Raw genomic sequence first — 23564 nt, forward strand, 5'->3', positions numbered from 1 at the left:
TCTGCTCGGGGTTCCCTGCCCCGGGTACCCCGGTGAGCGGGCCGTCGTCACCCCTCCAGCGGGATCTCGCTCCACACCTGCTTGCCGCCGCTGACGGGCACGGTCCCCCACGTCGTCGACATGGCCTCGACGAGCAGGATGCCGCGGCCGCCGGTGGCCTCCCAGCCGATGCTGGTCGGCTTGACGGGGGTGCGCGCGGAGGAGTCGGCGACGGCGACGCGCAGCCGGTGGTTGATGCGCATGAGGTCCAGGCGGACCCTGCCGTCGGTGTGGACGAGGGCGTTGGTGACGAGCTCGGAGACGACGAGCAGGACGGCGTCCATGGCATCGGCCGGGACGCCCCAGCTGCGCAGGGTGCGGCGGGTGAAGCGGCGGGCCTGCCCGACGGCCTGGGGGACGCGCCACACGGTCCAGCCCTCGCGCTGCGGGCGCACGGCCATGCCGTCGTAGCGCAGCAGGAGCAGGGCGACGTCGTCGCTGCGGCGGGCGTTGCCGAGCAGGGCGTCGGCGACGAGTCCGAGGTGGGCGGGGTCGGAGACGGCCAGTTCGTGGGCGAAGCGGTCCATGCCCTCGTCGATGTCGGCCTCGTGGGACTCGACCAGGCCGTCCGTGGTCAGGGCGAGCACCGTGCCGGGTGGCAGCCGCAGCGGGCTCATCGGGAAGTCTGCCTGCCGCACCACGCCGAGCGGCGGGCCACCGTCCGCCTCGGGGATCTCGGTGCCGCCGTCCGGGTGACGCAGCACCGGCGGGAGGTGTCCGGCGCGCACGTACCAGGCGGAGCCCTCCTCCAGGTCGACGTCGACGTAGGCGCAGGTGGCGAAGAGGTCGGTCTCCATGTCCATGAGGAGGCGGTTGGCGTGGGAGACGACCACGTCCGGGGGGTGGCCCTCGACGGCGTAGGCGCGCAGGGCGGTGCGCATCTGGCCCATGAGGGTGGCGGCGCCCGCGCTGTGGCCCTGGACGTCGCCGATGACGAGGGCGACGTGGTTGTCGGGCAGCGGGATCACGTCGTACCAGTCGCCGCCGAGTTCGAGGCCGGCCGTGCTCGGCAGGTAGCGGGCGACGGCGACCGCGCCGGGCAGTTTGGGCAGGCGGCGTGGCAGCAGCTGGCGCTGGAGCATGCCGACGAGTTCGTGCTCGGCGTCGAAGGCGTGGGCGCGCATCAGGGCCTGCCCGGCGAGGCCCGCGGAGGCGGTGAGCAGGGCGCGTTCGTCGGGGCCGAAGTCGTGCGGGGTGTCCCAGCCGATGAGACAGGCGCCGGCCATGCGGCCGACTCCGGGCAGCGGCAGCACGGCGAGGCCTCCGGGGCCGACCTCGGCGAGGGCGGGTTCCAGGGCGGTGCCGGCGGGCCAGATCTGGGCGCGGCCCTCGCGCAGGGCGGCGGCGAGGGTGGGCATGGAGCGGACGGGCGCGTCGGGCCATTCGGAGCGCCACTCGGTGCGCCACAGCTCGGGCCAGAACTCCGGTTCGGGCGGGTCGAGGACGGTGACGACGAGCCGGTCGCCCTCCAGCTCGGCGAGGGCGATCCGGTCGGCCCGCAGCGGTCCGCGCAGGGCGGAGACGACGGCCTGGCTGACGTCACGGACGGTGCCCGCGATGGCGAGGGCGGCGGCCAGGCGCTGGACCCGGGCCACGTCGGTGACGTCGGAGCGCAGTGTGGAGGCGTCGGCGACAGTGCCCACGAGCCGTGCCGGGCGGCCGTCGCCGCCGGGCAGGAGATGGCCGCGCAGCCTGAGCCATCTGGGTGGTCCGGTGGGCTGCAGGACCCGGAACTCGAGTTCGCGCTCGCCGATGGACATGTGGTCGGCCTCCACCACGGACATCAGCGAGGGGAGGTCCTCCGGCACGGTCAGGCCGAGCAGGGTCTCGACCTTGCCGTCGAACTCGTCGGGGCCGATACCGAACAGCTCCAGGATCTCGCCGCCGACCTCGACGCGGCCGGTGTCCATGGCGAGGCTGAAGGCGCCCGCGGACAGCTCGCCGCCCTCGGTTCGCTCGCCCGGGGCGGGGACGTCGACGGCGTCGGCGATCAGTTCGAGGCACTTGCGGCCGTCGGTGTCGAAGCCGGCCGGGTCCTCGCTGACCGCGAGCAGGCAGGCCGCGGGGGCGTCGCCGTGCGTGGGGAGGGCCGCCAGGTGGAACTCCCGCGCGGGTGCCCGCCGGGACTCGGCGCAGGCCGCGAGCTCCTCGGGGCCGAGCCACACGGGCCGTGCGTCGCGCAGGGCGTCGGCCGCCGGGGAGCGGCCGGAGCGGGCGTAGGTGTCGCGCAGCCCGTACAGCCTCCTGGGCACGCCGGCCGACTCGACCAGGCAGAGCTGGTCGCCGCCCTCGCCCGGGGTGTACACGGCGGCGAAGGTCGCCCGCGCGAAGACGAGCGCCTGTTCGAGGACGCGACGCAGCCGTTCGGGGGAGTCCTGCTCGTCCCTGAGCGAGGCGAGGGCGATTTCGGCGCGCAGCGTTCTCGTTCCGCGTCCCGCCGCGCCCTCACTGACCACGTCCGCCATTACAACGCTTATGGGGCACCTGCGCAGCCCCTGTGACCGTTCGGTGCAGCCACGGGCGGCTCCGTGCTCGAAACTCCTCGAACAAGTCTTTACGCATGCGTTCCGCACGGTGAGCTCGTGACAGGCGTGACTGTCCGTGCCCGCGGACCCACTGGAAGGCTCGGTGCCGGTTCCACGGAGGGGGACGCATGGACAAGCGCTACGAGGTGTACGCACTCGCCGACAGACACTTCTACGAGACGCCGGACCGGCTGTCCGCGGAGGGCCGCCGGGCGCCGCTGTACGAGTCGGCGCGGCGCGCGGTGCCCGAGGACTGGGACGCGGCACGGATCGGCGACTGGCTGACCCTGACGCCGCTCGGCCCGGACGGCTCACCGATGGCGGGCCCGGCCCAGGGCTGGAAGATCCACGCCTCGGCCACCGGGGCGAACGCGGAGAAGATCGCCGCGATCGTGTGGGACTACTGCGTGCCCCGCCGCATCCCGTTCAAGTTCGTACCGGGCCCGCAGCTGCTGCACCTGCGCAACACCAAGTACGCGGGCCGCGACAGCAGCGGCAAGTTCGTCACCGTCTATCCGGCCGACGAGGCGCGGCTGCACGAGGTGCTGCGCGAGCTGGGCGAGCTCCTGGAGGGCTTCGAGGGTCCGTACATCCTGACCGACCTGCGCTGGTACGACGGTCCGCTCTACGTCCGCTACGGCGCTTTCGCCCGCACCTTCGTCGTCGACGAGCGCGGTTCGCTGGTGCCGGCGGTGCGGGACGGCGAGGGGCGGCTGGTGCCGGACCGGCGGGCGCCGTCCTTCCAGGTGCCCCAGTGGGTGACGCTGCCGGCCTTCCTGGAGCCGCATCTGGCGGCGCGCAACACCACCACGGTGGGCGAGCTGCCCTACCGGATCGAGAAGGCGCTGCACTTCTCCAACGGCGGAGGGGTCTACGCGGGCACCGACATCCGGGACGGCAGCAAGGTCGTCCTCAAGGAGGGGCGGCCGCACGCGGGGCTGGCCTCCGACGGAGCCGACGCGATCGCCCGCCTCGAACGGGAGAAGTACGCCCTGGAGCAGGTGTCGGGGACCGGTGTGGTGCCTGAGGTGCGGGACTGGTTCACGCTCGGCGACCACCGTTTCCTGGTGATGGACTTGCTGGAGGGGCGGACGCTCAACTCCTTCTTCGCCGAGCGGCATCCGCTGCTCACCCCGGACCCGGATCCGGCGGCGGTGGCCGCCTACTCGGCGTGGGCGGTGCGTATCCACGGCGCCGTGGAGCGGGCGGTGGAGGCGGTGCACGCGCGCGGGATCGTCTTCAACGACCTGCATGTCTTCAACATCATGGTCGGCCCCGACGAGGAGTCGGTGTCCCTGCTCGACTTCGAGGCCGCGGCCCCCGTCAGCGAACAGGGCCGGCAGGTCGTGGCCCACCCCGGATACTTCGCCCCGCCGGACCGCACGGGCCTCGACGTCGACCGGTACGCACTGGCCTGCCTCCGACTCGCCCTCTTCCTGCCCGTCACCACGCTGTTCGTGGTGGACCGCGGCAAGGCGGCCCACCTGGCGGAGGTCATCGCCCACCAGTTCCCGGACGTACCGAAGGAGTTCCTTGACGAGGCGGTCACGGAGATCACGCGGGACGTGGCGGCGCGGCCGTCGTCGCCACCGGTCTCCTTCGTCGAGCCCGGCGACTGGCCCTACAGCCGCGACTCCATGGTCAAGGCACTCCTCGCCTCCGCCACCCCGGAGCGCGACGACCGGCTCTTCCCCGGCGACATCACCCAGTTCTCCGACGGCGGCGGGCTCGGCCTCGCGCACGGTGCGGCCGGTGTGCTGTACGCGCTGGAGGCGGTCGGCGCCGAGCGGTACGAGGAGGGCGAGCGCTGGCTGCTCGACCACACCGCCCCGGCGCCGGTCGGCACCCCGCTCGGCCTCTACGACGGTCTCGCGGGCGTCGCCCACGTCCTGGACCGGCTCGGCCACCGGCAGCGGGCCCTGGACCTGATCGACGGCATCCTCGAGGAGCGCTGGCAGAACCTCTCCTCCGACCTGCACGGCGGACTGGCCGGGCTCGGCCTGGTCCTGGCCGACCTGGCCCGCGCGACCGGGGAGAAGGAGCTCGCCGAGCGGGCCGCCGAGGCCGCGCGGATTCTCGTACGACGACTCGCTCAGCCGCCTCCCGCCACGCCTCGGCGTCGGGCCGGGCTGCTGCGGGGGTGGACCGGGCCCGCGCTGTGCCTGCTGCGGCAGTACGAGCTGACCGGCGAGCCGGAGCTGCTGGCGGCGGCCGGCGCTGCGCTGCGCCGGGACCTGGAGTGCTGCGTGACCCACGAGGGCGGTTCGCTGGAGGTCGACGAGGGCTGGCGGACGCTGCCGTACCTCGGCGAAGGCAGCGCGGGTCTCGGGATGGTCCTCGACGACTACCTCGCCCACGCCGTCGACGACACCGGGGCGTTCGACAGGGCCCGCGCCGGCGTCCTGACCGCCGCCACCTCCCGCTTCTACGCGCAGCCCGGTCTCTTCCAGGGCCGCGCCGGAATGATCCTGCACCTCGCCCGCACCACCGCGCCCGGCGCCGACCACGAACGGCTCGGCGAGCAGATCGCCGGGCTCGGCTGGTTCGCGATGTCCTACCAGGGCCAACTGGCCTTCCCCGGGCACCAGATGATGCGGCTGTCGATGGACCTGGGCACCGGAACGGCAGGGTGCCTGCTCGCGCTCGGCGCGGCCCTCGACGCCCGGCCCGCCGCACACCTGCCGTTCCTGCCGCCGCTCGGGCGGCCCACCGAACGCGGCTCCGCGACCTGACGGAGTCGTGACCCAACCCCGTCCCCACGGGTGGACGACCTAGAGGAAGGACACGAGATGGCACTTCTCGACCTGCAGACGATGGAGCCCGAAGAGCGCACCGACGGCGCCGGCAACAGCACACTCAGCCTGCTGTCCTGCGTCAGCGCGGCCAGCATCACGCTCTGTCTCTGACGGACACCGCGCGCCCCGGCCCCGGGCGGTCCGCTCCCGCGAGGGAGAGGCCGTCCGGGGTCCTGCGCACCGCCCCGGATGTGAGGCGCAGCCGTATGACGACCCATGCCCAACCCGACCCGGCGACACCGGCCGCCCGGCACATCCGCGTCCACTGCGTGGCCCTGTGCCTGGTGAGCACGGCCGCGACCGGCGCCGGTCTGCTGCTGCCGGCGGCCCTGGGCCGGGCCCTGGACCTGCTGCTGGCCGAGGCCACGGCGACCCACTGGGTGCTGTACTGCGCCGGGCTGGTCCTGCTGCTGGCCCTGCTCGACGCGTGCCAGACCGTGCTGAGCGGCACGGTCGACGCCCGGACCACCGCGTGGCTGCGCCGACGGCTGACCGGGCACGTCCTCGATGTGGGCCCACGGGCCGCCGCCCGCTTCGGGCCCGGCGACCTCGTCGCCCGTCTCGTCGGCAACGCCGCGCAGGCCGGGACGGCACCGGCCGCGCGCGCCACGCTGGTCGCCGCGCTCGCCGGACCGGTCGGCGGCGTCGTGGCCCTGGCCCTGATCGACCCGTGGCTCGCGGGGGTGTTCCTCGCCGGCATGCCGGTGCTGGCGCTGCTGCTGCGGACCCTGTCCCGGAACACCTCGGAGTGCGTGACGCGCTACCAGGAGGTGCAGGGGCGGATGGCGTCCGCGCTCGCGGAGGCGATCGGCGGACATCGCACCGTCGCGGCGGCCGGTACGGCGGACCGGGAGACCGCGCGGATCCTGCGGCCGCTGCCCGAACTGTCCGGGGCCGGCCACCGCATGTGGCAGGTACAGGGCCGCGCGGCCGGCCAGGCCGTCGCCGTGGCACCCCTGCTCCAGCTCTCGGTCGTGGCCGTGGCCGGCGTGCTGCTCACCCGGCACCGGCTGTCTGTCGGCGAGGTGCTCGCCGCCTGGCGCTACGCGGTCCTCGCGGCCGGGGTCGGCGTGCTGGTCGGACAGCTGGCCGGGCTCGCCCGGGCCCGCGCGGCGGCCGGACGCCTCGCCGAGGTCCTGACCGAGCCCGCCCCCGCCCACGGCCCGCTCCGGCTGCCTCCGGGGCCGGGCCGGCTGGAACTGCGCGGGGTCACCGCCCGGCGCGGCGGGCGGGCCGTGCTCGACGGGGTCGACCTCGTCGTACCCGGCGGGACGACACTCGCGGTGGTCGGCCGGGCGGGCGCGGGCAAGTCGCTGCTCGCCGCGGTCGCCGGGCGGCTCGCCGACCCGGACGCCGGAGAGGTCCTCCTCGACGGGATGCCGCTGCGCGAACTGACCCATGACGAGCTGCGCCGCGCGGTCGGCCACGCCTTCGAACGGCCCGCGCTGCTGACGGGCACCGTCGAGGACGCGATCGGTCTCGGCCCGGCGTCCCCCTCCCCCGCCCGCATCCGGGAGGCCGCCCGCACGGCCCACGCGGACGACTTCGTCCGCCGCCTGCCCCGGGGCTACAACACGCTGTGCGCCGACGCTCCGCGCTCCGGCGGCGAGTCCCAACGCCTCGGTCTGGCACGGGCGTTCGCCCACGGCGGCCGCCTGCTGATCCTCGACGACGCCCTCTCCAGCCTCGACACGGTGACGGAGGCGCACATCACGCAGGCGCTGGTGAGCGGCGGCCGGTGCGGCACCCGGCTCCTGATCGCCCACCGGGCGGCCACGGCGGCCCGCGCGGACGCGGTGGCGTGGCTGGACGGGGGGCGGGTGCGGGCGGTGGGTCCGCACGAGGAGCTGTGGCGGGACGCGGGGTACCGGGCGGTGTTCGGGGAGAGCGGGCAGTCCACCGAGGAGGGCCCGTCGTGACCGGACAGATCTCCCGGCTCGGGATCCGTTTCCTGCGAGGTCGGTGGCGGGTCCTGGTCCGGCTCGGCGGCTGGTCGGTGCTGGAGACCGGGCAGACCTTCCTCACCGGGTACGCGCCCGCCCGCGCCCTGGACGAGGGCTTCCTGGCCGGTCGCCCGGAGGCCGGGCTCGGCTGGCTCGCAGTGGCCGGGCTCGGGGTGGTCCTCGGTGCGTACGGCACGGCCCGGGTGTACGCCGCCGTGGCCGCGCTGGTGGAACCGCTCCGGGACCGGCTCGTCGCCCGGGTCGTCGCGCGTGGGGTGCGGGAGGCGGACGGCGGGGCGCTGTCCGGGCTCACCCAGCAGGTGGAGATCGCGCGGGACACGTTCGCCGGGCTGGTGATGGTGTCGCGTTCGTTCCTGTTCACCGCCGTCGGCGCCCTGGTCGGCCTGTTCTCGCTCGACCCGCTGCTCCTGCTGGTCGTCGGGCCTCCGCTGCTGGCCGGGGTGGCCCTGTTCGCGGCGACGCTGCGTCCGCTGGCCCGTCGGCAGGAGGCGTTCCTCGTCGCGGACGAGGCCCTGGCCGACGACCTCGGCGCCGTCTGCCCGGGCCTGCGGGACATCACCGCGGCCGGCGCGGAGGCACGGGTCGCCACCGACACCGGGCGCCGGATCGACGCGGAGTTCCGGACCGCCCGGTCCCTCGCCCGCTGGAACGTCCTGCGCGTGGCCTCCCTCGCGGTCGGCGGCCAACTCCCGATCGTCCTGCTCCTCGTCGCGGCACCCTGGCTCCTCGCCCACGGAGTCACCACGGGCGCTCTGGTCGGCGCCCTCGCCTACGTCACCCAGTCCCTGCTCCCCGCCCTGCGCAACCTGGTCCACGGCCTGGGCACGAGCGGCTCACGGCTCGTGGTGGTGCTGCGGCGGCTGGTGCGTGAGCCGGCCGGCACGTCGGACGCCGCACCTTGTGCGCGGTCCGGTCCGGAACCCACCCCCGAGGCCCCCGCCCTCTCCCTCACCTCCGTCACCTTCGCCTACGGCCCCGCCGCCGCCCCCGTCATCGACGACCTCGACCTCACCCTGCCGACCGGCGCCCACCTGGCCGTCGTGGGCCCCAGCGGCATCGGCAAATCCACGCTCACCGCGCTGCTCGCCGGGCTGCTCCAGCCGCGGGACGGCACGATCAGGGTCTGCGGGCTGCCGGTGGCGGAGGCGGCTGCCCGGCGGGTGCTGATCCCGCAGGAGGCGTACGTCTTCACCGGCACCCTTGCCGAGAACCTCGGGCATCTGCGGCCCGACCCCGTGCCCGAGGCGGAGCTGCTCACCGCGGCGGAGGCGGTCGGGCTCACTCCGCTGCTCGAAGCTCTCGGGGGGCCCTCGGCGCCGGTGGACCCGGCGGCCCTCTCCTCGGGTGAGCGGCAGCTGATCGCGCTGACGCGGGCATATCTGTCCCCCGCCCCGGTCGCCCTGCTCGACGAGGCGACCTGTCACCTGGACCCGGTGGCGGAGGAACGCGCCGAACGGGCCTTCGCGGCCCGGCCGGGCGGCACGCTGGTCGTCGTCGCCCACCGGATCAGCTCGGCGCGACGGGCCGACCGGGTGCTGGTGATGGACGGCAGGCGCACGGCGTACGGGACGCATGACGAGCTGGTCCGGGGCTGCGCGCCGTACCGGGATCTCGTCGGCGGCTGGACGCCCGTACCGTCCGCGAGGTCACAGCCAGCCCTCGCCCTGCGAGATGCGGATCGCGTCGACGCGGTTGCGGGCCCCGGTCTTGCGGGTGATGGCCGCCATGTAGTTGCGCACGGTCCCGTGGGACAGGTGCAGGCTCCCGGCGATCTCCGCGACCGAGGCCCCCTCGGCGGCCAGGGATAACACGCTGAGTTCTCTGCGGGTCAGCGGCATCTGCGCGGCCTTGAGGAAACCGAAGCCGAGCGAGTCGTCGACGAAACGTTCCCCCTCGGCGACGCTGCGGATCCCGCGCACCAGGCTCTGCGGCGAGCCCTCCTTGCCGACATAGCCGAGCGCCCCCGCCTCGACGGCGCGTTTCAGCAGGCCGGGCCTGTTCGCGCCGGCCAGCACGAGCAGCCGGGAGTGCGCCGGGTCCTGCCCGCGAGCGCAGAGGTCGCCGAGCGGCGGGATGCCGTAGGCGTCCGCGCACTCCAGGTCGGCCGCGCAGACGTCCGGCCGTACGGACCTGACGCGGCCGGATGCGCCGCGCCACGGGGTGTCGTACACCCTCAGGTCGGGTTCCCCGCGGAGCCACTCCGCCAGGACCGATCGGACCAGACACTCGTCGTGGACCAGAAGCACCCGGATCACTGCCGCCCCTTCAGCTCGCCGTACACCGGTTCCATGTGTTGAGCGCGTGCCCCATTGTTCGCGTCCGTGACCGTTCGTGGGCGCGGAGAACCGGCCATCGGGATGCGCGGGGGCGCACGCGCGGCGCTCGTTCGCCGCCTCGCGCATCGACTGTGGGGGCATGGGCGGGGGCGGACGGGGTACCCGGGCGGCTTCACCGTGCCGCGGGCATTCCTGTGCCGTACGCGAGCCGGCGCCGATGGGCCCGGACGCCGCTCGCCGTGCGGGATGGGCCTCCAGGGGGCAGATTTGAGCCCTGGGGAGCCGTCGCTCGGCCGGGCGAGGAGGTGGTCGGCGTGACCGACGGGCAGACGTCCGCGCAGCCGGTGACCGCGAGGACCCGCGTCGGCCGGCCCCTCCTGTCGCTGGCGCTGGCGGCGATGATGGACGAGGTCCACGCACACTCCGGGGCTGTGTATCTGCTGGCGGACGACGCCTCGGTGCTGGAGATGGCGGTGATGGCGGGGCTGCCCCGGGCGTTCGCGGCGCCGTGGGAGCGGGTGGGGGTGAGCGCGCCGATCCCGGTGGCCGAGGCGGTGCGCGAGCGGCGGCTTGTCTGGGTGGGCGGCGAGGAGGACATGGCGCGCCTCTATCCGCGGATCGCGGTCGTGCTGCCCTACCCCTTCGCGCTGGCCGCGGTGCCCGTCGCCACCAGGACCACCCAGTACGGCGCGGTCTTCGTGACCTGGCCCGGTTCGCATCCGCCGGAGCTGTCCGAGCGGGAGCGGGACCACCTGACCGCGGCCTGCGACCGGCTGGCGGTACGGCTGGAGCGGGCCGTCGAGGACAGCGTCCCGCTGCACTCCGAACCCGATCTGCTGGCCGCGCCGACGGTGGGCGGCGCGGCCGGCACCCTCGGCACGGTGGAGGCGGCGCGGATGGTGGCGCGGCTGCCGTACGGACTGTGCTCGCTCGATCTGCACGGGCTGGTCTCCTTCGCCAACACGGCCGCCGCCGAGCTGATGGGCGTGCCGGTGAACCAGTTGCTGGGATCCACGCTGTGGGCGTCGGTTCCCTGGCTCAACGACCCGGCGTACGAGGACCGCTACCGGGCCGCGCTGATGAGTCAGCACACCACGTCGTTCGTGGCGCTGCGCCCGCCGGACGACTGGCTGTCGTTCCGCCTGTATCCGAGCACGACCGGGCTGAGCGTGCGCATCAGCCGGGCTCGGGCGGTGGCGGAGATGAGACGGGCGGGTCCGCAGCCCGGTGACGCCCCGTCCCGGCTCGTGACCATCTCCCAGGTGCTGAGCCTGGCCGGGGCGCTCACCGAGGCGGTGAGCGTGCAGGACGTGGTGCAGCTGGTCGCGGACGAGATCGCCCCGGCCGTGGGCAGCCAGGCGCTGGTCGTCCTCGGTTCCCGGGCCGGCCGCCTGCATGTGCTGGGGCACCGCGGATATGAGGACCCGCACCTCGTGGAACGCTTCGACGGGCTGCCGCTGACCGAACAGACGCCCGGCGCGCATGTCCTGACCAGCGGGGTGCCCGCCTTCTTCGACTCCCGGCAGGAGCTGGAACGGCTGTATCCGGCGCGGCACGCGACGCCGGACGGCTTCGCGTCCTGGGCGTATCTGCCGCTGATCGCGTCCGGCCGCCCGGTGGGCACGTGTGTCCTCGCCTACGCCGAGCCGCACCCCTTCCCCACGGACGAGCGGGCGGTCCTGACGAGCCTGGGCGGGCTGATCGCCCAGGCACTGGAGCGGGCCGTGCTCTACGACGTCAAACACCAGTTGGCGCACGGCCTGCAGCAGGCCCTGCTGCCGCACTCGCTGCCGCGGCTGCCCGGCATCGACGCGGCGGCGCGCTACCTTCCCGCCACCCGGGGCATGGAGATCGGCGGCGACTTCTACGACCTGGTGCGGGGGCAGGGGCCGGCGGCGGCGGTGATCGGGGACGTGCAGGGCCACAACGTCACCGCGGCCGGGCTGATGGGGCAGATCCGTACCGCCGTACGCGCGTACACGACCGTGGGCCAGGCTCCCGAGGAGGTCATGCGCAGCACCAACCGGCTGCTGATCGACCTCGGTTCGGATCTCTTCGCCAGCTGTCTGTATCTGCGGCTCGATCCGGAGCGGGGGCGGGCCGTGATGGCCCGGGCGGGACATCCGCCGCCGTTGCTGCGCCGTCCCGACGGGCGGGTGCGGGTGCTGGACCTGGCCGGCGGGCCGCTGCTGGGCATCGACGGCTCGGCGGTGTATCCGACCACGGAGGTGGACCTGGCTCCCGGCAGTGTGCTCGTCCTCTACACCGACGGGCTGATCGAGTCGCCCGGCGTCGACATCGAGGACGCGCTCGCCTTGCTGGGCCGGCGGCTGGCCGAGGCCGGCGACCGGCCCCTGGACGAGTTGGCCGACGAACTCGTCCGCCACAGCGCGGCCACGCAGGAGCGGAGCGACGACGTGGCGCTGTTGCTGCTGAGGGCGCGGGCGGAGGGCTGACGCGGGACGGACCGGTCCGGCCCTCCCGCCGGAGGGCCGGACCGGTCCGTGTCGTCGCGCGTCGGGAGCGGCTCAGTGGGGGCGAACCGCTCCCGACGCGTGGCTCAGTTGGTCTCGGTCAGGCCGGAGCCGTCCTCGACGCCTGTGCCGGTGTCGTCACCGGTACCGGCTTCCTCACCGCCGACCGCTTCGCCGCCGGCCTCTTCGCCGCCGACTTCCTGACCGGCGCCGGCCTCCTCGCCAGCTCCGGCTTCTTCACCGGCACCGGCTTCTTCACCCGCTCCGGCTTCTTCACCGGCACCGGCCTCTTCGCCCGCTCCGGCCTCTTCGCCGCCCGCCGCGTCGCCCGCGCCGAGCGTCGCGCCGACCGCCGCCAGTGCGGTGGTGACCGGCTGGAAGAAGGTCTCGCCGCCGACCGTGCAGTCGCCGCTGCCACCCGAGGTCAGGCCGATCGCGAGACCGTCCTGGGTGAACAGGGAGCCGCCGCTGTCGCCGGGTTCGGCACAGACGTCGGTCTGGATGAGCCCGGTGACGGTGCCCTCCGGGTAGTTGACGGTGGCGTCGAGTCCGAGGACCTGGCCGTCGCTCAGCCCGGTGGTGCTGCCCATCCGGAACACCTCGAGGCCGACCTCCGCGTCCGCGGCCTGGGAGATCTGCACGGTCTGGTCGCCGAGGTTGACCTCGCTGGGCGCCACCGTCGCGGGGTCGTCGTACTTGACGAGCGCGAAGTCGCCGTCACCGGGGAACGTGGCCTGGTCGACGGTGGCGATCGGCTCACCGTCCTGGGTGTCGGACCAGGCGGCCTCCGCGACCCCGCAGTGACCGGCGGTCAGGAAGGCGGGGCTGCCATCGCCCGCGGTGACGTTGAAGCCCGCCGAGCAGCGTGCGCCGCCGCCGAAGATGGCGTCACCGCCGGAGAGGAACGTCTTGAAGGTACCGGCCGACTTCTTGATGGTGGCCATGCCGGAGCCGAGGCTCTCGACGGTCGACTCCAGGGTGTCCCACTTGGCGCCGGTGACCGTGCTGTCGGCGGTGACCAGGATCTTGTTGGTCCTGGGGTCCACGGCCCACGCGGTGCCGGGGATGGTCGCCTCGGACTTGAGGGTCTGGGCGCCGGCCTCGAGTTCGCGGATGCTGTTGTCGACCTCGCGGATGGCGGCGCCCGCCTTCTTCGCCTGGACGATCACGTTGTTGTTGTCGCCGGATATGACGTTGACGACGAGCTGCTGCTGGTCGGCGTCGTAGTAGGAACCGGCGAAGGCGTCACCGAGCAGTCCGGCGAGTTGCGAGGCGAGATCCGAGGCGTCCCCCGCCTTGAGGGTTCTGGGCGCGGCGGCGGTGTCGGCCGAGGAGCCGTCCTGGGAGGCGTTGGCGTTCGGCAAGAGGATCGCCGCCGCTCCGAGCGCCACCACACTGCCCGCCGCCAACGCGGCCTTGCGCTTCGGAATTCGCTTGTGACTCAAACTTCTCGACCTCCTGAGGGACCGGAGTCTGCTGCCGGTGTGCGGCAGTTGTTAAGGGCGCCTGGATGGCAGTGGGTACGCACGGGGCTCACGGCGCGTTCAATTCCGTTTCCGTGCGCCCCGCGTGAAACACCGAATCGGCCACGACCGCGCCCGACGGCCCGGCGCGGGGAACAATCCCCCATATGACGATGACCACCGCCGAAGCCGACAAGATCCTCGCCGACAACTTCGCCCCTTGGGTCCTCGAACTGGGTCTGCGGGTCGAGGCGTTGGGCGACGACCGCGCGACCCTGCGACTTCCCTGGTCGGACCGCCTGTCCCGGGAGGGCGGCGGGCTGTCGGGGCAGGCCCTGATGGCCGCCGCCGACACGGCCACCGTGATCGCGGTGTCGGCCGCCCGGGGCGCCTACGGGCCGATGACGACGGTGCAGCAGTCCACGTCCTTCCAGCGGGCGGTGACCGGTTCGGATGTCCTGATCGAAGCGGTCCTCACCAAGCTGGGCCGCCGGATGGCGTTCGCCGACATCACGCTGACCGACGAGCGGTCCGGACAGATCGCGGCACGGGCGAGCACGGTCTACGCACTACTGGGCTGACACGTTCAGCTATCGGTCAGCAACGGTCTGTCGCGAACACCGGGTCGAATCCTTGCTCCAGGGAATCTGCACATCGAATGCCCAACGAGGTCACGGCACGCGAAGGATCTGCACAAGCCGGGGGGTCCCGCACGTCATTGGCGCGGAGTGTCGGATTCGCGCCGGGGAGCGCAAGAGCCCGTACTGGCACACAGCCGTGTCAGGTGTGAAGAAGTCGCCGTCAAGCCGTGCCCACTCCTGCACGGATGGGTACTCCTGGGGCACAAGTGCCCTGGTGAGGCGGTTGGTTGATTGGATGCCCGGACCCGCAGCGTGCTTTGATCCATCGCACCGCAGGGGCCGCCAAGGGCTTTCCGGAAACGGGCGCCCGGTGCCTGCGGTCGCGGCCGTCCGTCTGTCCCCAGAGGGGTGCCGCTCCCCCCTTGTGAATATCCATATGAAGGGAAGTTCCATCATGAACTCCACCCCCCAGGTTGAGACCGTCGAGATCTCCGACGCCGACCTCGACAACGTCTCCGGCGGCCTGTCCGTGAACGCCCTGGGCACCGTCACCGGCCTGGTGGACGGCATCGCCCCGGTTTCCGGCCTGGTCAACACGGTTGTCGGCACGGTTGAGGGTGCCACCGGCCTGAACACCGCCCCGGTCACCAGCCTGGTCGCCGGTCTCTGATCGCACCTTCTGTGATCGTTGAGTCCCGGAGCCGTACACGGCTCCGGGGCTCTCGGTTGTCGTGAACCAGCCGGCTCGCGCGAGCCGGTCCTTACTCGTTCGCAGGTCTCGTTCGCAGGTGAGGGAAAGTTCCGTGCAGTTCCGCCAACAGGCCCTCGCCAAGCTCCAGTCGCCGGAGGAGCTCGACCTTCCGGTGCGTTTCGCCCGCCCGCAGGGCTGGCTCGTGCTGTCCGTGACGGTGGTCGTCATGGCCGCCGCGTCCGTGTGGGCGGTGACCGGCTCGGTGGCCTCCACGGTCGGCGCGCCCGCGATCCTCACCCACGGCGAGGGCAGTTACATCCTGCAGAGCCCGGTGGCCGGCCAGGTCACGGCGGTCGTCGCCGAGCAGGGCGAGCGGCTGCCCGCCAACGCCCCCGTCCTGAAGGTGCGTACGGCCGAGGGCGACACCGTCGTCCGGACGGTCGCCGCGGGCCGGGTCACCGCGCTCGCCGCCACCATCGGCCAGATCATCCAGACCGGCGCGAACGTCGCCGCCGTCGAGAAGGTCGCCCGCGCCACCGACCCGCTGTACGCCACGGTGTACGTCCCCGCCGAGAACGCGGCCTCCATCCCCGCGAACGCCGCCGTGGACCTGACCGTCTCCTCGGTGCCCACCCAGGAGTACGGCGTGCTGCGCGGCCATGTGAAGACGGTGGACCGCTCCGCCCAGTCGGCCCAGCAGATCGGCGCGTTCCTCGGGGACAGCCAGCTCGGCGAGCAGTTCACCAAGGACGGCCGGCCGGTGGCCGTGCTGGTCAGGCTGGACAAGTCGTCCGGCACGAAGAGCGGCTACAAGTGGTCCTCCGCGGACGGGCCGCCGTTCTCCCTCACCTCCATGACGACGGCCAATGCCTCGATCCGGCTGGCCGATCAGCGTCCCGTCGATTGGCTGCTGCCGTGAGTGCCGCCCAGGACACCAGAAGCAGGCGCAGAGCCGCCCCGCCCAAACGACCGGTCCCCAAGGGCAGGGTCAAGACGGTCCGTACCCCCACCGTGCTCCAGATGGAGGCCGTGGAGTGCGGCGCCGCCTCCCTGGCCATGGTGCTCGGCCACTACGGCAAGCACGTTCCGCTGGAGGAGCTGCGCATCGCCTGCGGTGTCTCCCGGGACGGCTCACGGGCCAGCAACCTGCTCAAGGCGGCCCGCAGTTACGGCCTGACCGCCAAGGGCATGCAGATGGACACGGCCGCCCTCGCCGAGGTGCGCACGCCGGCCGTCCTGTTCTGGGAGTTCAACCACTACGTCGTCTACGACGGCATGGGGCGCCGCTTCGGGCGGCGCGGGGTGTACATCAACGACCCCGGCAAGGGCCGCCGTTTCGTGCCGATGGAGGACTTCGACGGCAGCTTCACCGGTGTCGTCCTGGTCATGGAGCCCGGCGAGGGCTTCACCAAGGGCGGGCGCAAGCCGGGTGTGCTGGGCGCGATGCCGGCCCGGCTGCGCGGCACCGCGGGCACCATGCCCGCCGCGGTGCTGGCGAGTCTGCTGCTGGTCGTGGTCGGCGCGACGGTGCCGGCGCTGAGCCGCCAGTACATCGACATGTTCCTGATCGGGGGCCAGACCTCCCTGCTCGGGGTGCTGTTCGCGTCGATGGGCGCGTCCGTGCTGCTCACCCTGGTGCTGACCTGGTTGCAGCAGGCGAACCTGCTGCACGGCCGCATCATCTCCTCCACGCTCTCCAGCGCCCGCTTCCTGCGCCATCTGCTGCGGCTGCCGGTCACCTTCTTCTCCCAGCGCAGCCCCGCCGACCTGGTGCAGCGCCTGCAGTCCAACGACCAGGTGGCCGAGACGCTGGCCCGCGACCTGGCGGCGGCGGGCGTGGACGCCGTGGTCGTCGTCCTCTACGCGGTGCTGCTCTACACGTACGACCCGCAGCTCACCTATGTCGGCATCGGCGTGGCCCTGCTGAACGTGGTGGCCATGCGGGTCGTCATCAAACTGCGCGCCACGCGTACGGCGAAGCTGCGCGCCGACAGCGCCCGGCTCACCAACACGGCGTACACCGGCCTGCAGTTGATCGAGACGATGAAGGCGACCGGCGGCGAGGACGGCTACTTCCGCAAGTGGGCCGGGCAGCACGCCACCACGCTGGAGGAGCAGCAGCGGCTCGGTGTGCCGAGCGCCTGGCTGGGTGTGGTCGCACCGACGCTGGCGGCGCTGAACAGCGCGCTGATCCTGTGGATCGGCGGGATGCGGGCGATCGAGGGCGGGATCTCGGTCGGCCTGCTGGTCGCCTTCCAGTCGCTCGTCACCCGCTTCACCGCTCCGATCACCCGGCTGAACGGCGTCGCGGGCCGCATCCAGGACTTCGCGGCCGACGTGGCCCGCCTGAAGGACGTGGAGAACTTCCAGGCCGACCCGCTCTACGGCCGTCCCGGCGCCGGCGAGTCGACGCGCCGCCTGCAGGGGCATGTCGAGCTGCAGAACATCACCTTCGGCTACAACCCGCTCGACAAGCCCCTGCTCTCCGGCTTCGACCTGACCGTCGGCCCGGGCCGGCAGGTCGCGCTGGTCGGCGGTTCCGGCAGCGGCAAGTCCACGGTGTCCCGGCTGATATCGGGCCTGTACGCGCCCTGGGAGGGCGTGATCCGTATCGACGACCAGCGCATCGACGACATTCCGCGCGGGGCTCTGGCCGCGTCCGTCTCCTTCGTCGACCAGGACGTCTTCCTCTTCGAGGGCTCGGTCCGCGACAACATCGCGCTGTGGGACCCGTCGATCCCCGACGACGCCGTGGTGGACGCGCTGCGGGACGCCGCCCTGTACGACGTCGTGATGCGCCGCCCCGGCGGCATCCACAGCAGGGTCGAGCAGGACGGCCGCAACTTCTCCGGGGGACAGCGTCAACGCCTGGAGATCGCCCGGGCGTTGGTGCGCAGGCCCAGCATCCTGGTCCTGGACGAGGTCACCAGCGCGCTGGACGCGGAGACCGAGCTGACCGTCATGGACAACCTGCGCAAGCGCGGCTGTGCCTGTGTGGTGATCGCACACCGGCTCAGCACCGTGCGCGACAGCGACGAGATCGTCGTACTCGAGCACGGCACGATCGTGGAACGCGGACGGCACGAGGAGCTGGTGGCGCGCGGTGGCGCGTACGCCGAGCTGGTCAGGGAACGGTGAGATGACGACCGCACACGAGCCGGACCTCGTGCTGGGCGCGCTCGGGACCATGGGCACGCCCGTCGACTGCGTCGGCCTCAGCCGGATCGACCTGGAGGGGCCGCAGGTGCTGTGGCTGGTCGCGGCGGGTGCCGTGGACCTGTTCGCGGTGGACGCCGAGGGGCAGGGCCACTGGCACCACCTCGGCCGGCTGGAGGCGGGCTCGCTGCTCCTCGGCCCGGTCCCCGGGCCCCAGCACACCCTGGTGGCCCGTCCGCTCCGGGACTGCGTGGTGCGCCGCATCAACCTGCGCGAGCTGTACCAGCCCGCGAACACCCAGACGTGGTCCTACGACGAGTACGGCAATCCCCAGTACGTGCCGCCGACGACGAGCCCGCTGGAGTACGCCCTCGCCCTGGGCGTCGGCCGCAGTCTGTCCATCCTCTTCCAGGCGCCGATGGCCACGGACCGGGCGGCCGCGCCCACCGACGACGACGTCTTCTGGATGCAGGTCCCGCCGGGCAGCGTGCAGTACGGCTCGCTGTACGGGGCGGAGGCGGCGGCCGACCTGTTGATGGACCCGGCCGTGTGGCAGAGCATGGTCGACCAGCAGTACCGGCTGCTGACCACGCTGGACCGGTGGATCGAACAGCTGGAGCACACGCACGAAACCCGGACGGCCGCCGGCATCAAGGCCGGTGAGGCGGTCCGCGCCCAGGCCGACCGGACCCTGCTCGCGTCCATCGGGAAGTCGTCGAAGCGTGCGACGGCCGCCGACGCCGACGCCAGCTACGCGGCCTGCAAGCTGGTCGCCCGGGCGGCCGGGATCCCCCTTGCCGATCCCGCGCAGTCCGGCACCGAGAGCGACCGGCTCGACCCGGTCGAGCGGATCGCGCTGGCCTCCCGGGTGCGCACCAGGTCGGTACGCCTCGACGGCCGCTGGTGGCGGGACAACGTCGGCCCGCTGGTGGGCCACCGGGCCCTGTCCGGTGCACCGGTGGCGCTGCTGTGGCGGCGCGGCGGCTATGTGTCCGTGCACCCGGCGACCGGTCGCGAGACACCGATCGAGAAGGCGAACGCGGAGGAGTTCGAGCCGCGCGCGGTGATGTTCTACCGTCCGCTGCCCGACCGGCCGCTCACTCCGCTCGGGCTGCTCCGCTTCAGCATGCGCGGCACGGGCGGCGACCTGACGAACCTCGTGATCAGCGGTCTGGTGACGGTGGCGATCGGGGCGCTGGTGCCCATCGCGACCGGCAAGGTGCTCGGCGAGTTCGTGCCGAAGGCGCAGACCCACCTGATCGTGCAGGTCTGTCTGGCGGTGATGATCAGCAGCGTGGTGGCGGCGGCCTTCATGCTGATGCAGAACCTGACCATGCTCCGCCTGGAGGGCCGTATCGAGTCGACGCTCCAGCCGGCGGTCTGGGACCGCCTGCTGAGGCTGCCGACCAAGTTCTTCACCGAGCGCTCGACCGGCGAGCTGGCCAGCGCGGCCATGGGCATCAGCGCGATCCGCCGGACGATGGCGGGCCTCGGTCCGGTGATCGCCCAGTCGGTGACCGTCGGCGCGATGAACCTGGGACTGCTGTTCTGGTACAGCGCCTCGATGGCGTTGGCGGCGATCGGGATGCTCGTCGTCATCGCCGCGATCTTCCTCGGGCTCGGGCTGTGGCAGGTGCGCTGGCAGCGGCGCCTCGTGGTGCTCGGCAACAAGCTGAACAACCAGGCGTTCCAGACCCTGCGGGGCCTGCCGAAGCTCAGGGTCGCGGCGGCCGAGAACTACGCCTACGCCGCCTGGGCCTCGGAGTTCGCGCGCAGCCGCGAGCTCCAGCAGAAGGTCGGCCGCATCAAGAACCTCACCACGGTGATGGGCGCGGTCTACCTGCCGCTGTGCACCCTGCTGATGTTCATGCTGCTGGCGGGTCCGGCGCGCGGGGCGATGTCGGCGGCCGCGTTCCTCACCTTCAACACCTCGGTGACGATGCTGCTGACGGCGGTGGCCCAGCTGACCGGCTCCTTCGTCTCGGCGGTCTCCGCGCTGCCGCTGTTCGAGGAGATCAAGCCGGTGCTGGAGGCCGCGCCCGAGGTGCGGACGGCCAGCACCCGCCCCGGCCCGCTGTCCGGCGGGATCGAGGCCCGCAGGCTCTCCTTCCGTTACTCGGACGACGGTCCGCTGGTCCTCGACGACGTGTCGTTCGACGTACGGCCGGGCGAGTTCGTGGCGATCGTCGGCCCGAGCGGCTGTGGCAAGTCGACCCTGCTCAGGCTGCTGATCGGCTTCGACCGGCCGGTCTCGGGCAGTGTGCTGTACGACGGCCAGGACCTGGCCGCCCTCGACCAGTCCGCCGTACGGCGGCAGTGCGGGGTGGTGCTCCAGCACGCGCAGCCGTTCACCGGGTCCATCCTCGACGTCATCTGCGGCACCGAGCCCTACACGCCGGAGGAGGCCCTCGCGGCGGCCGAGATGGCGGGGCTCGCCGAGGACATCAAGCGGATGCCGATGGGGCTGCACACCATCGTCTCGGGCAGCGGGGCGATCTCCGGCGGCCAGCGCCAGCGCCTCATGATCGCCCAGGCCTTGATCCGCCGTCCGCGCATCCTCTTCTTCGACGAGGCGACCAGCGCCCTCGACAACGAGACGCAGCGCACGGTCATCGAGAGCACCAGGGCCCTCAACGCCACCCGGATCGTCATCGCGCACCGCCTGTCGACGGTGCTGGACGCGGACCGCGTGATCGTCATGGAGGACGGCAAGGTCGCCCAGCAGGGCCCGCCCGCGCACCTCCTGGCGGACACCGGCGGGCGGCTGCACGAGCTGGTGCGGCGGCAGATGGCGTAGCGCCTCCCGGGCGCTCCAGCGAAACGTTGCCGTTTCGCAGAAAGTGGTCTAGCCTCCAGGTGTACGAAACAGTTTCGTTTACCAGTACGTTACCTTCGGACGACTTTCCCTGGAGTGGTTCCCCGATGTCCCAGAAGACCTTGACCGAGAGCGATCCGGCGGGCGGCGTCCACGCCCCCACCGCGTCCGCCTCCAAGCGGTGGTGGATCCTCGCCGTCGTCGCCCTCGCCCAGCTCATGGTGGTGCTGGACGCCACCATCGTGAACATCGCCCTGCCCTCGGCCCAGGCCGACCTCGGGTTCTCCGACGGCAACCGGCAGTGGATCGTCACCGCGTACGCCCTGGCGTTCGCCTCCCTGCTCCTGCTCGGCGGCCGGATCGCGGACCTGTTCGGCCGCAAGCCCGCCTTCCTCGTCGGTGTCGTCGGCTTCGCGGCCGTCTCCGCGCTCGGCGGCGCCGCGACCAACTTCGAGATGCTGGTGACCGCGCGTGCCCTCCAGGGCGCCTTCGGCGCGCTGCTCGCGCCCGCCGCGCTCTCCCTGCTCAACACGACGTTCACCGACGCCCGCGAACGGGCCAAGGCGTTCAGCGTGTACGGCGCCATCGCCGGTGCGGGCGGTGCGGTGGGCCTGCTGCTCGGCGGCATCCTGACCGACGCGCTCGACTGGCGCTGGACGCTGTACGTCAACGTCCTCATCGCCGTCCTCGCCTTCGTCGGCGGCTGGATACTCCTGTCCAACAAGCGCGACGCCGCCAACTCCAAGCTGGACGTGCCGGGCACCGTTCTGGTCGCCGCCGGTCTGTTCTCCCTGGTCTACGGCTTCTCCAACGCGGAGACGCACGACTGGAACTCCCCCGCGACCTGGGGCTTCCTGATCGCCGGCGGTGCCCTGCTGACCGCGTTCGCCTGGTGGCAGACCCGCGCCGCGCACCCACTGCTGCCGCTGCGCATCCTGCTGGACCGCAACCGCGCGGCCTCCTTCATGGCCGTACTGATCTCCGGCGCGGGCATGTTCGGTGTGTTCCTCTTCCTCACCTACTACCTGCAGCTGAACCTGGCCTTCAGCCCGACCAAGACCGGCGTCGCCTTCCTGCCGATGGTCGCCGCGCTGATGGTGGCCGCGCAGATCAGCACCACGGTCCTGGTCCCGCGGATCGGGCCGAAGGCGGTCATCCCGCTGGGCTTCGCGGTCGCCGCGGTCGGCATGGCCTGGCTGACCGGGATCGGCGTCGGCTCCGACTACACGACCGCGGTGCTGCCGCAGCTGATCGTGACCGGCTTCGGTCTGGGTCTGGTCATGCCGCCGGCCATGCAGCTGGCCACCGGCGGGGTCGCGGCCGAGGACGCGGGCGTCGCCTCGGCCACCGTCAACGCCATGCAGCAGGTGGGCGGTTCGATCGGTACCGCCCTGCTGAACACGCTGGCCGCGAGCGCCGCGACCGACTACCTGGCGGGCAAGGACCCCAGCGACAAGCTGGTCCAGGCGCAGGCGACGATCGAGAGCTACACCACCGCCTTCTGGTGGTCGGCCGGCTTCTTCGCCGCCGGCGCGCTGATCGCCTTCCTGCTCTACCGGCGCGGGGTGCCGGAGCAGGACCCGGAGGCCGCACCGGTCGTCCATATGTGATCCGGCTCGAACCGAGCCACAATCAGACCGAGGGGCCGCCGTCTGCAGGGAGACGGCGGCCCCTCCTCGCACGGCTGACGTTGGACGATCCCGCGACGGGGTACCCACGGTGCATGCGAATCAGCGTGGTTGACGTGGGATCCAACGCGGTCAGACTCGTCGTCGCGGACGCGGAGGGCGGCGTGCCGCTGCCCGTCCACACCGCCAAGTGGCGCCTGAGGCTGTCCGATCATGTGAAGCCCGGCGCCCCGGTACCGGAGGAGGCGGTCGAACGGCTCGTCGATGCGGTCGCCGAGGCGGACAGGACCGCGGCCCGCTGGGGTGCGGCGAGTCCCCTGGCCTTCGCGACCGCGGTGGTGCGCGGCGCCCCGAACCGCCAGGAGGTGCTGCGTACCGTACGGACCCGGACGGGAGTCGGGCTGTGCACGCTGCCGGGCGAGGTGGAGGCCGAGCTCACGTTCCTCGGGGCGCGGCGCTGGATGGGCTGGCGGTCGGGGCCGCTGGCCCTGCTGGACATCGGCGGCGGCTCGCTCGAAGTGGCCTTCGGCCGCGGCCGGTTACCGGACTTCGTGGCCTCGCTGCCGCTCGGCGCGGGCCGGCTGACCCACGAGTTCTTCGAGGGCCAGGACCCGCCTCCGCCGGAGCTGGTACGGGCGCTGCGCCGCAAGGTCCGCCATCAACTGCGGGACGTGGCGGCCCGGATCCGCTGGGAAGGACCGCACACCGCGGTGGCCACCTCCCGCACCTTCCAGCAGCTGGGCCGGCTGTGCGGGGCCCCTCCCGGCCGGTACGGCCCGTTCACGGAACGGCAGTTGCACCGCGAGGACCTGCGGGAGGCGGTCGCCCGTCTGGCCGTCCTGCCCGCCGCCCAACGCGCCGCGCTTCCCGGCATCTCCGCGCCCCGCGCGGCGCAGAGCCTGGCCGGCGCGGTGGTCGGGCACACGGCTATGAAGCTGACCGGGATCAGGACGCTCACGCTGTGCCCGTGGGCGATCCGCGAAGGGGTGCTGCTGCGTCACATCGAGGACGGGGCGCCCTGGTGGGCGGAGATCATCCGCCGCAACGAAGAGGCGGCTTTGCCGGATCCGGTGCCGCTGCACCTCGCGACGGCGAGCAACTGAACCGAGGAAGCCGGGGGAACCGGGGGCACCGGAGGAACTCTGAGGAACCCGAGA

Annotated in this window: 14 protein-coding genes and 1 pseudogene; 12 read left to right on the forward strand and 3 right to left on the reverse strand. The window is 72.8% G+C overall.

Annotated features, from left to right (window positions below; translation table 11 throughout):
* Positions 1-47: 47 nt before the first annotated feature.
* Positions 48-2504 (reverse strand): SpoIIE family protein phosphatase, encoded by a 2457-nt coding sequence (locus OG252_RS07050; protein WP_266451200.1) that lies wholly within the window; start codon positions 2502-2504, stop codon positions 48-50.
* Between the two features lie 188 nt (positions 2505-2692).
* Here OG252_RS07050 and lanKC point away from each other — a divergent pair, with 188 nt between their 5' ends.
* From lanKC to OG252_RS52290, 4 genes are all read left to right on the forward strand, one after another.
* A complete protein-coding gene (gene lanKC / locus OG252_RS07055) occupies positions 2693-5296 on the forward strand; it encodes a class III lanthionine synthetase LanKC (protein ID WP_329334525.1) in 2604 nt (867 codons plus the stop codon).
* A 57-nt stretch (positions 5297-5353) separates the two neighbouring features.
* A complete protein-coding gene (locus OG252_RS07060; protein ID WP_329334527.1) occupies positions 5354-5470 on the forward strand; it encodes a SapB/AmfS family lanthipeptide in 117 nt (38 codons plus the stop codon).
* 95 nt (positions 5471-5565) lie between these two features.
* The gene (locus OG252_RS07065; RefSeq protein ID WP_329334529.1) at positions 5566-7278 is read left to right on the forward strand and encodes an ABC transporter ATP-binding protein; all 1713 of its coding nucleotides are present in this window, start codon (positions 5566-5568) and stop codon (positions 7276-7278) included.
* Positions 7275-9131, forward strand: a complete 1857-nt coding sequence (locus OG252_RS52290) for an ATP-binding cassette domain-containing protein (RefSeq protein ID WP_443068391.1) — start codon at positions 7275-7277, stop codon at positions 9129-9131. Before OG252_RS07065 ends, OG252_RS52290 begins: the two co-directional genes overlap by 4 nt.
* On the opposite strand, the pseudogene OG252_RS07075 reads toward OG252_RS52290, so the two are convergent.
* Positions 9054-9740, reverse strand: a pseudogene (locus tag OG252_RS07075) (LuxR C-terminal-related transcriptional regulator); the annotation flags it as partial. The gene OG252_RS52290 and the pseudogene OG252_RS07075 sit on opposite strands and share 78 nt — an antisense overlap.
* Before the next feature lie 164 nt (positions 9741-9904).
* On the opposite strand from OG252_RS07075, the gene OG252_RS07080 reads away from it, so the two are divergent.
* The gene (locus OG252_RS07080) at positions 9905-12055 is read left to right on the forward strand and encodes a SpoIIE family protein phosphatase (RefSeq protein ID WP_329334533.1); all 2151 of its coding nucleotides are present in this window, start codon (positions 9905-9907) and stop codon (positions 12053-12055) included.
* 104 nt (positions 12056-12159) lie between these two features.
* Here OG252_RS07080 and OG252_RS07085 read toward each other — a convergent pair whose 3' ends face one another.
* Complete coding sequence (locus OG252_RS07085; RefSeq protein ID WP_329334535.1) at positions 12160-13518, reverse strand: S1 family peptidase; 1359 nt, start codon at positions 13516-13518, stop codon at positions 12160-12162.
* A 185-nt stretch (positions 13519-13703) separates the two neighbouring features.
* Here OG252_RS07085 and OG252_RS07090 point away from each other — a divergent pair, with 185 nt between their 5' ends.
* The 7 genes from OG252_RS07090 (at position 13704) to OG252_RS07120 (ending at position 23510) form a co-directional block, all read left to right on the forward strand.
* On the forward strand, positions 13704-14117 hold the full coding sequence (locus OG252_RS07090; protein ID WP_266451192.1) for a PaaI family thioesterase: 414 nt from the start codon (positions 13704-13706) through the stop codon (positions 14115-14117).
* 454 nt (positions 14118-14571) lie between these two features.
* The gene (locus OG252_RS07095) at positions 14572-14787 is read left to right on the forward strand and encodes a type A2 lantipeptide (RefSeq protein WP_266451191.1); all 216 of its coding nucleotides are present in this window, start codon (positions 14572-14574) and stop codon (positions 14785-14787) included.
* A gap of 133 nt (positions 14788-14920) precedes the next feature.
* The gene (locus OG252_RS07100) at positions 14921-15727 is read left to right on the forward strand and encodes an HlyD family efflux transporter periplasmic adaptor subunit (protein ID WP_266451190.1); all 807 of its coding nucleotides are present in this window, start codon (positions 14921-14923) and stop codon (positions 15725-15727) included.
* Positions 15724-17946, forward strand: a complete 2223-nt coding sequence (locus OG252_RS07105; protein WP_266451189.1) for an NHLP family bacteriocin export ABC transporter peptidase/permease/ATPase subunit — start codon at positions 15724-15726, stop codon at positions 17944-17946. The genes OG252_RS07100 and OG252_RS07105 overlap by 4 nt, the downstream gene beginning before the upstream one ends.
* A gap of 1 nt (position 17947) precedes the next feature.
* Positions 17948-20761 (forward strand): NHLP bacteriocin export ABC transporter permease/ATPase subunit, encoded by a 2814-nt coding sequence (locus OG252_RS07110; RefSeq protein ID WP_329334540.1) that lies wholly within the window; start codon positions 17948-17950, stop codon positions 20759-20761.
* 125 nt (positions 20762-20886) lie between these two features.
* The gene (locus OG252_RS07115) at positions 20887-22389 is read left to right on the forward strand and encodes an MFS transporter (protein WP_266451187.1); all 1503 of its coding nucleotides are present in this window, start codon (positions 20887-20889) and stop codon (positions 22387-22389) included.
* 113 nt (positions 22390-22502) lie between these two features.
* Positions 22503-23510 carry a Ppx/GppA phosphatase family protein gene (locus tag OG252_RS07120; protein WP_266451186.1) on the forward strand — a complete coding sequence of 336 codons (1008 nt, stop codon included), beginning with the start codon at positions 22503-22505 and terminating at the stop codon, positions 23508-23510.
* Positions 23511-23564: the final 54 nt, after the last annotated feature.

Origin of the sequence: Streptomyces sp. NBC_01352 (assembly GCF_036237295.1) — a bacterium.
Classification (GTDB): domain Bacteria; phylum Actinomycetota; class Actinomycetes; order Streptomycetales; family Streptomycetaceae; genus Streptomyces; species Streptomyces plumbiresistens.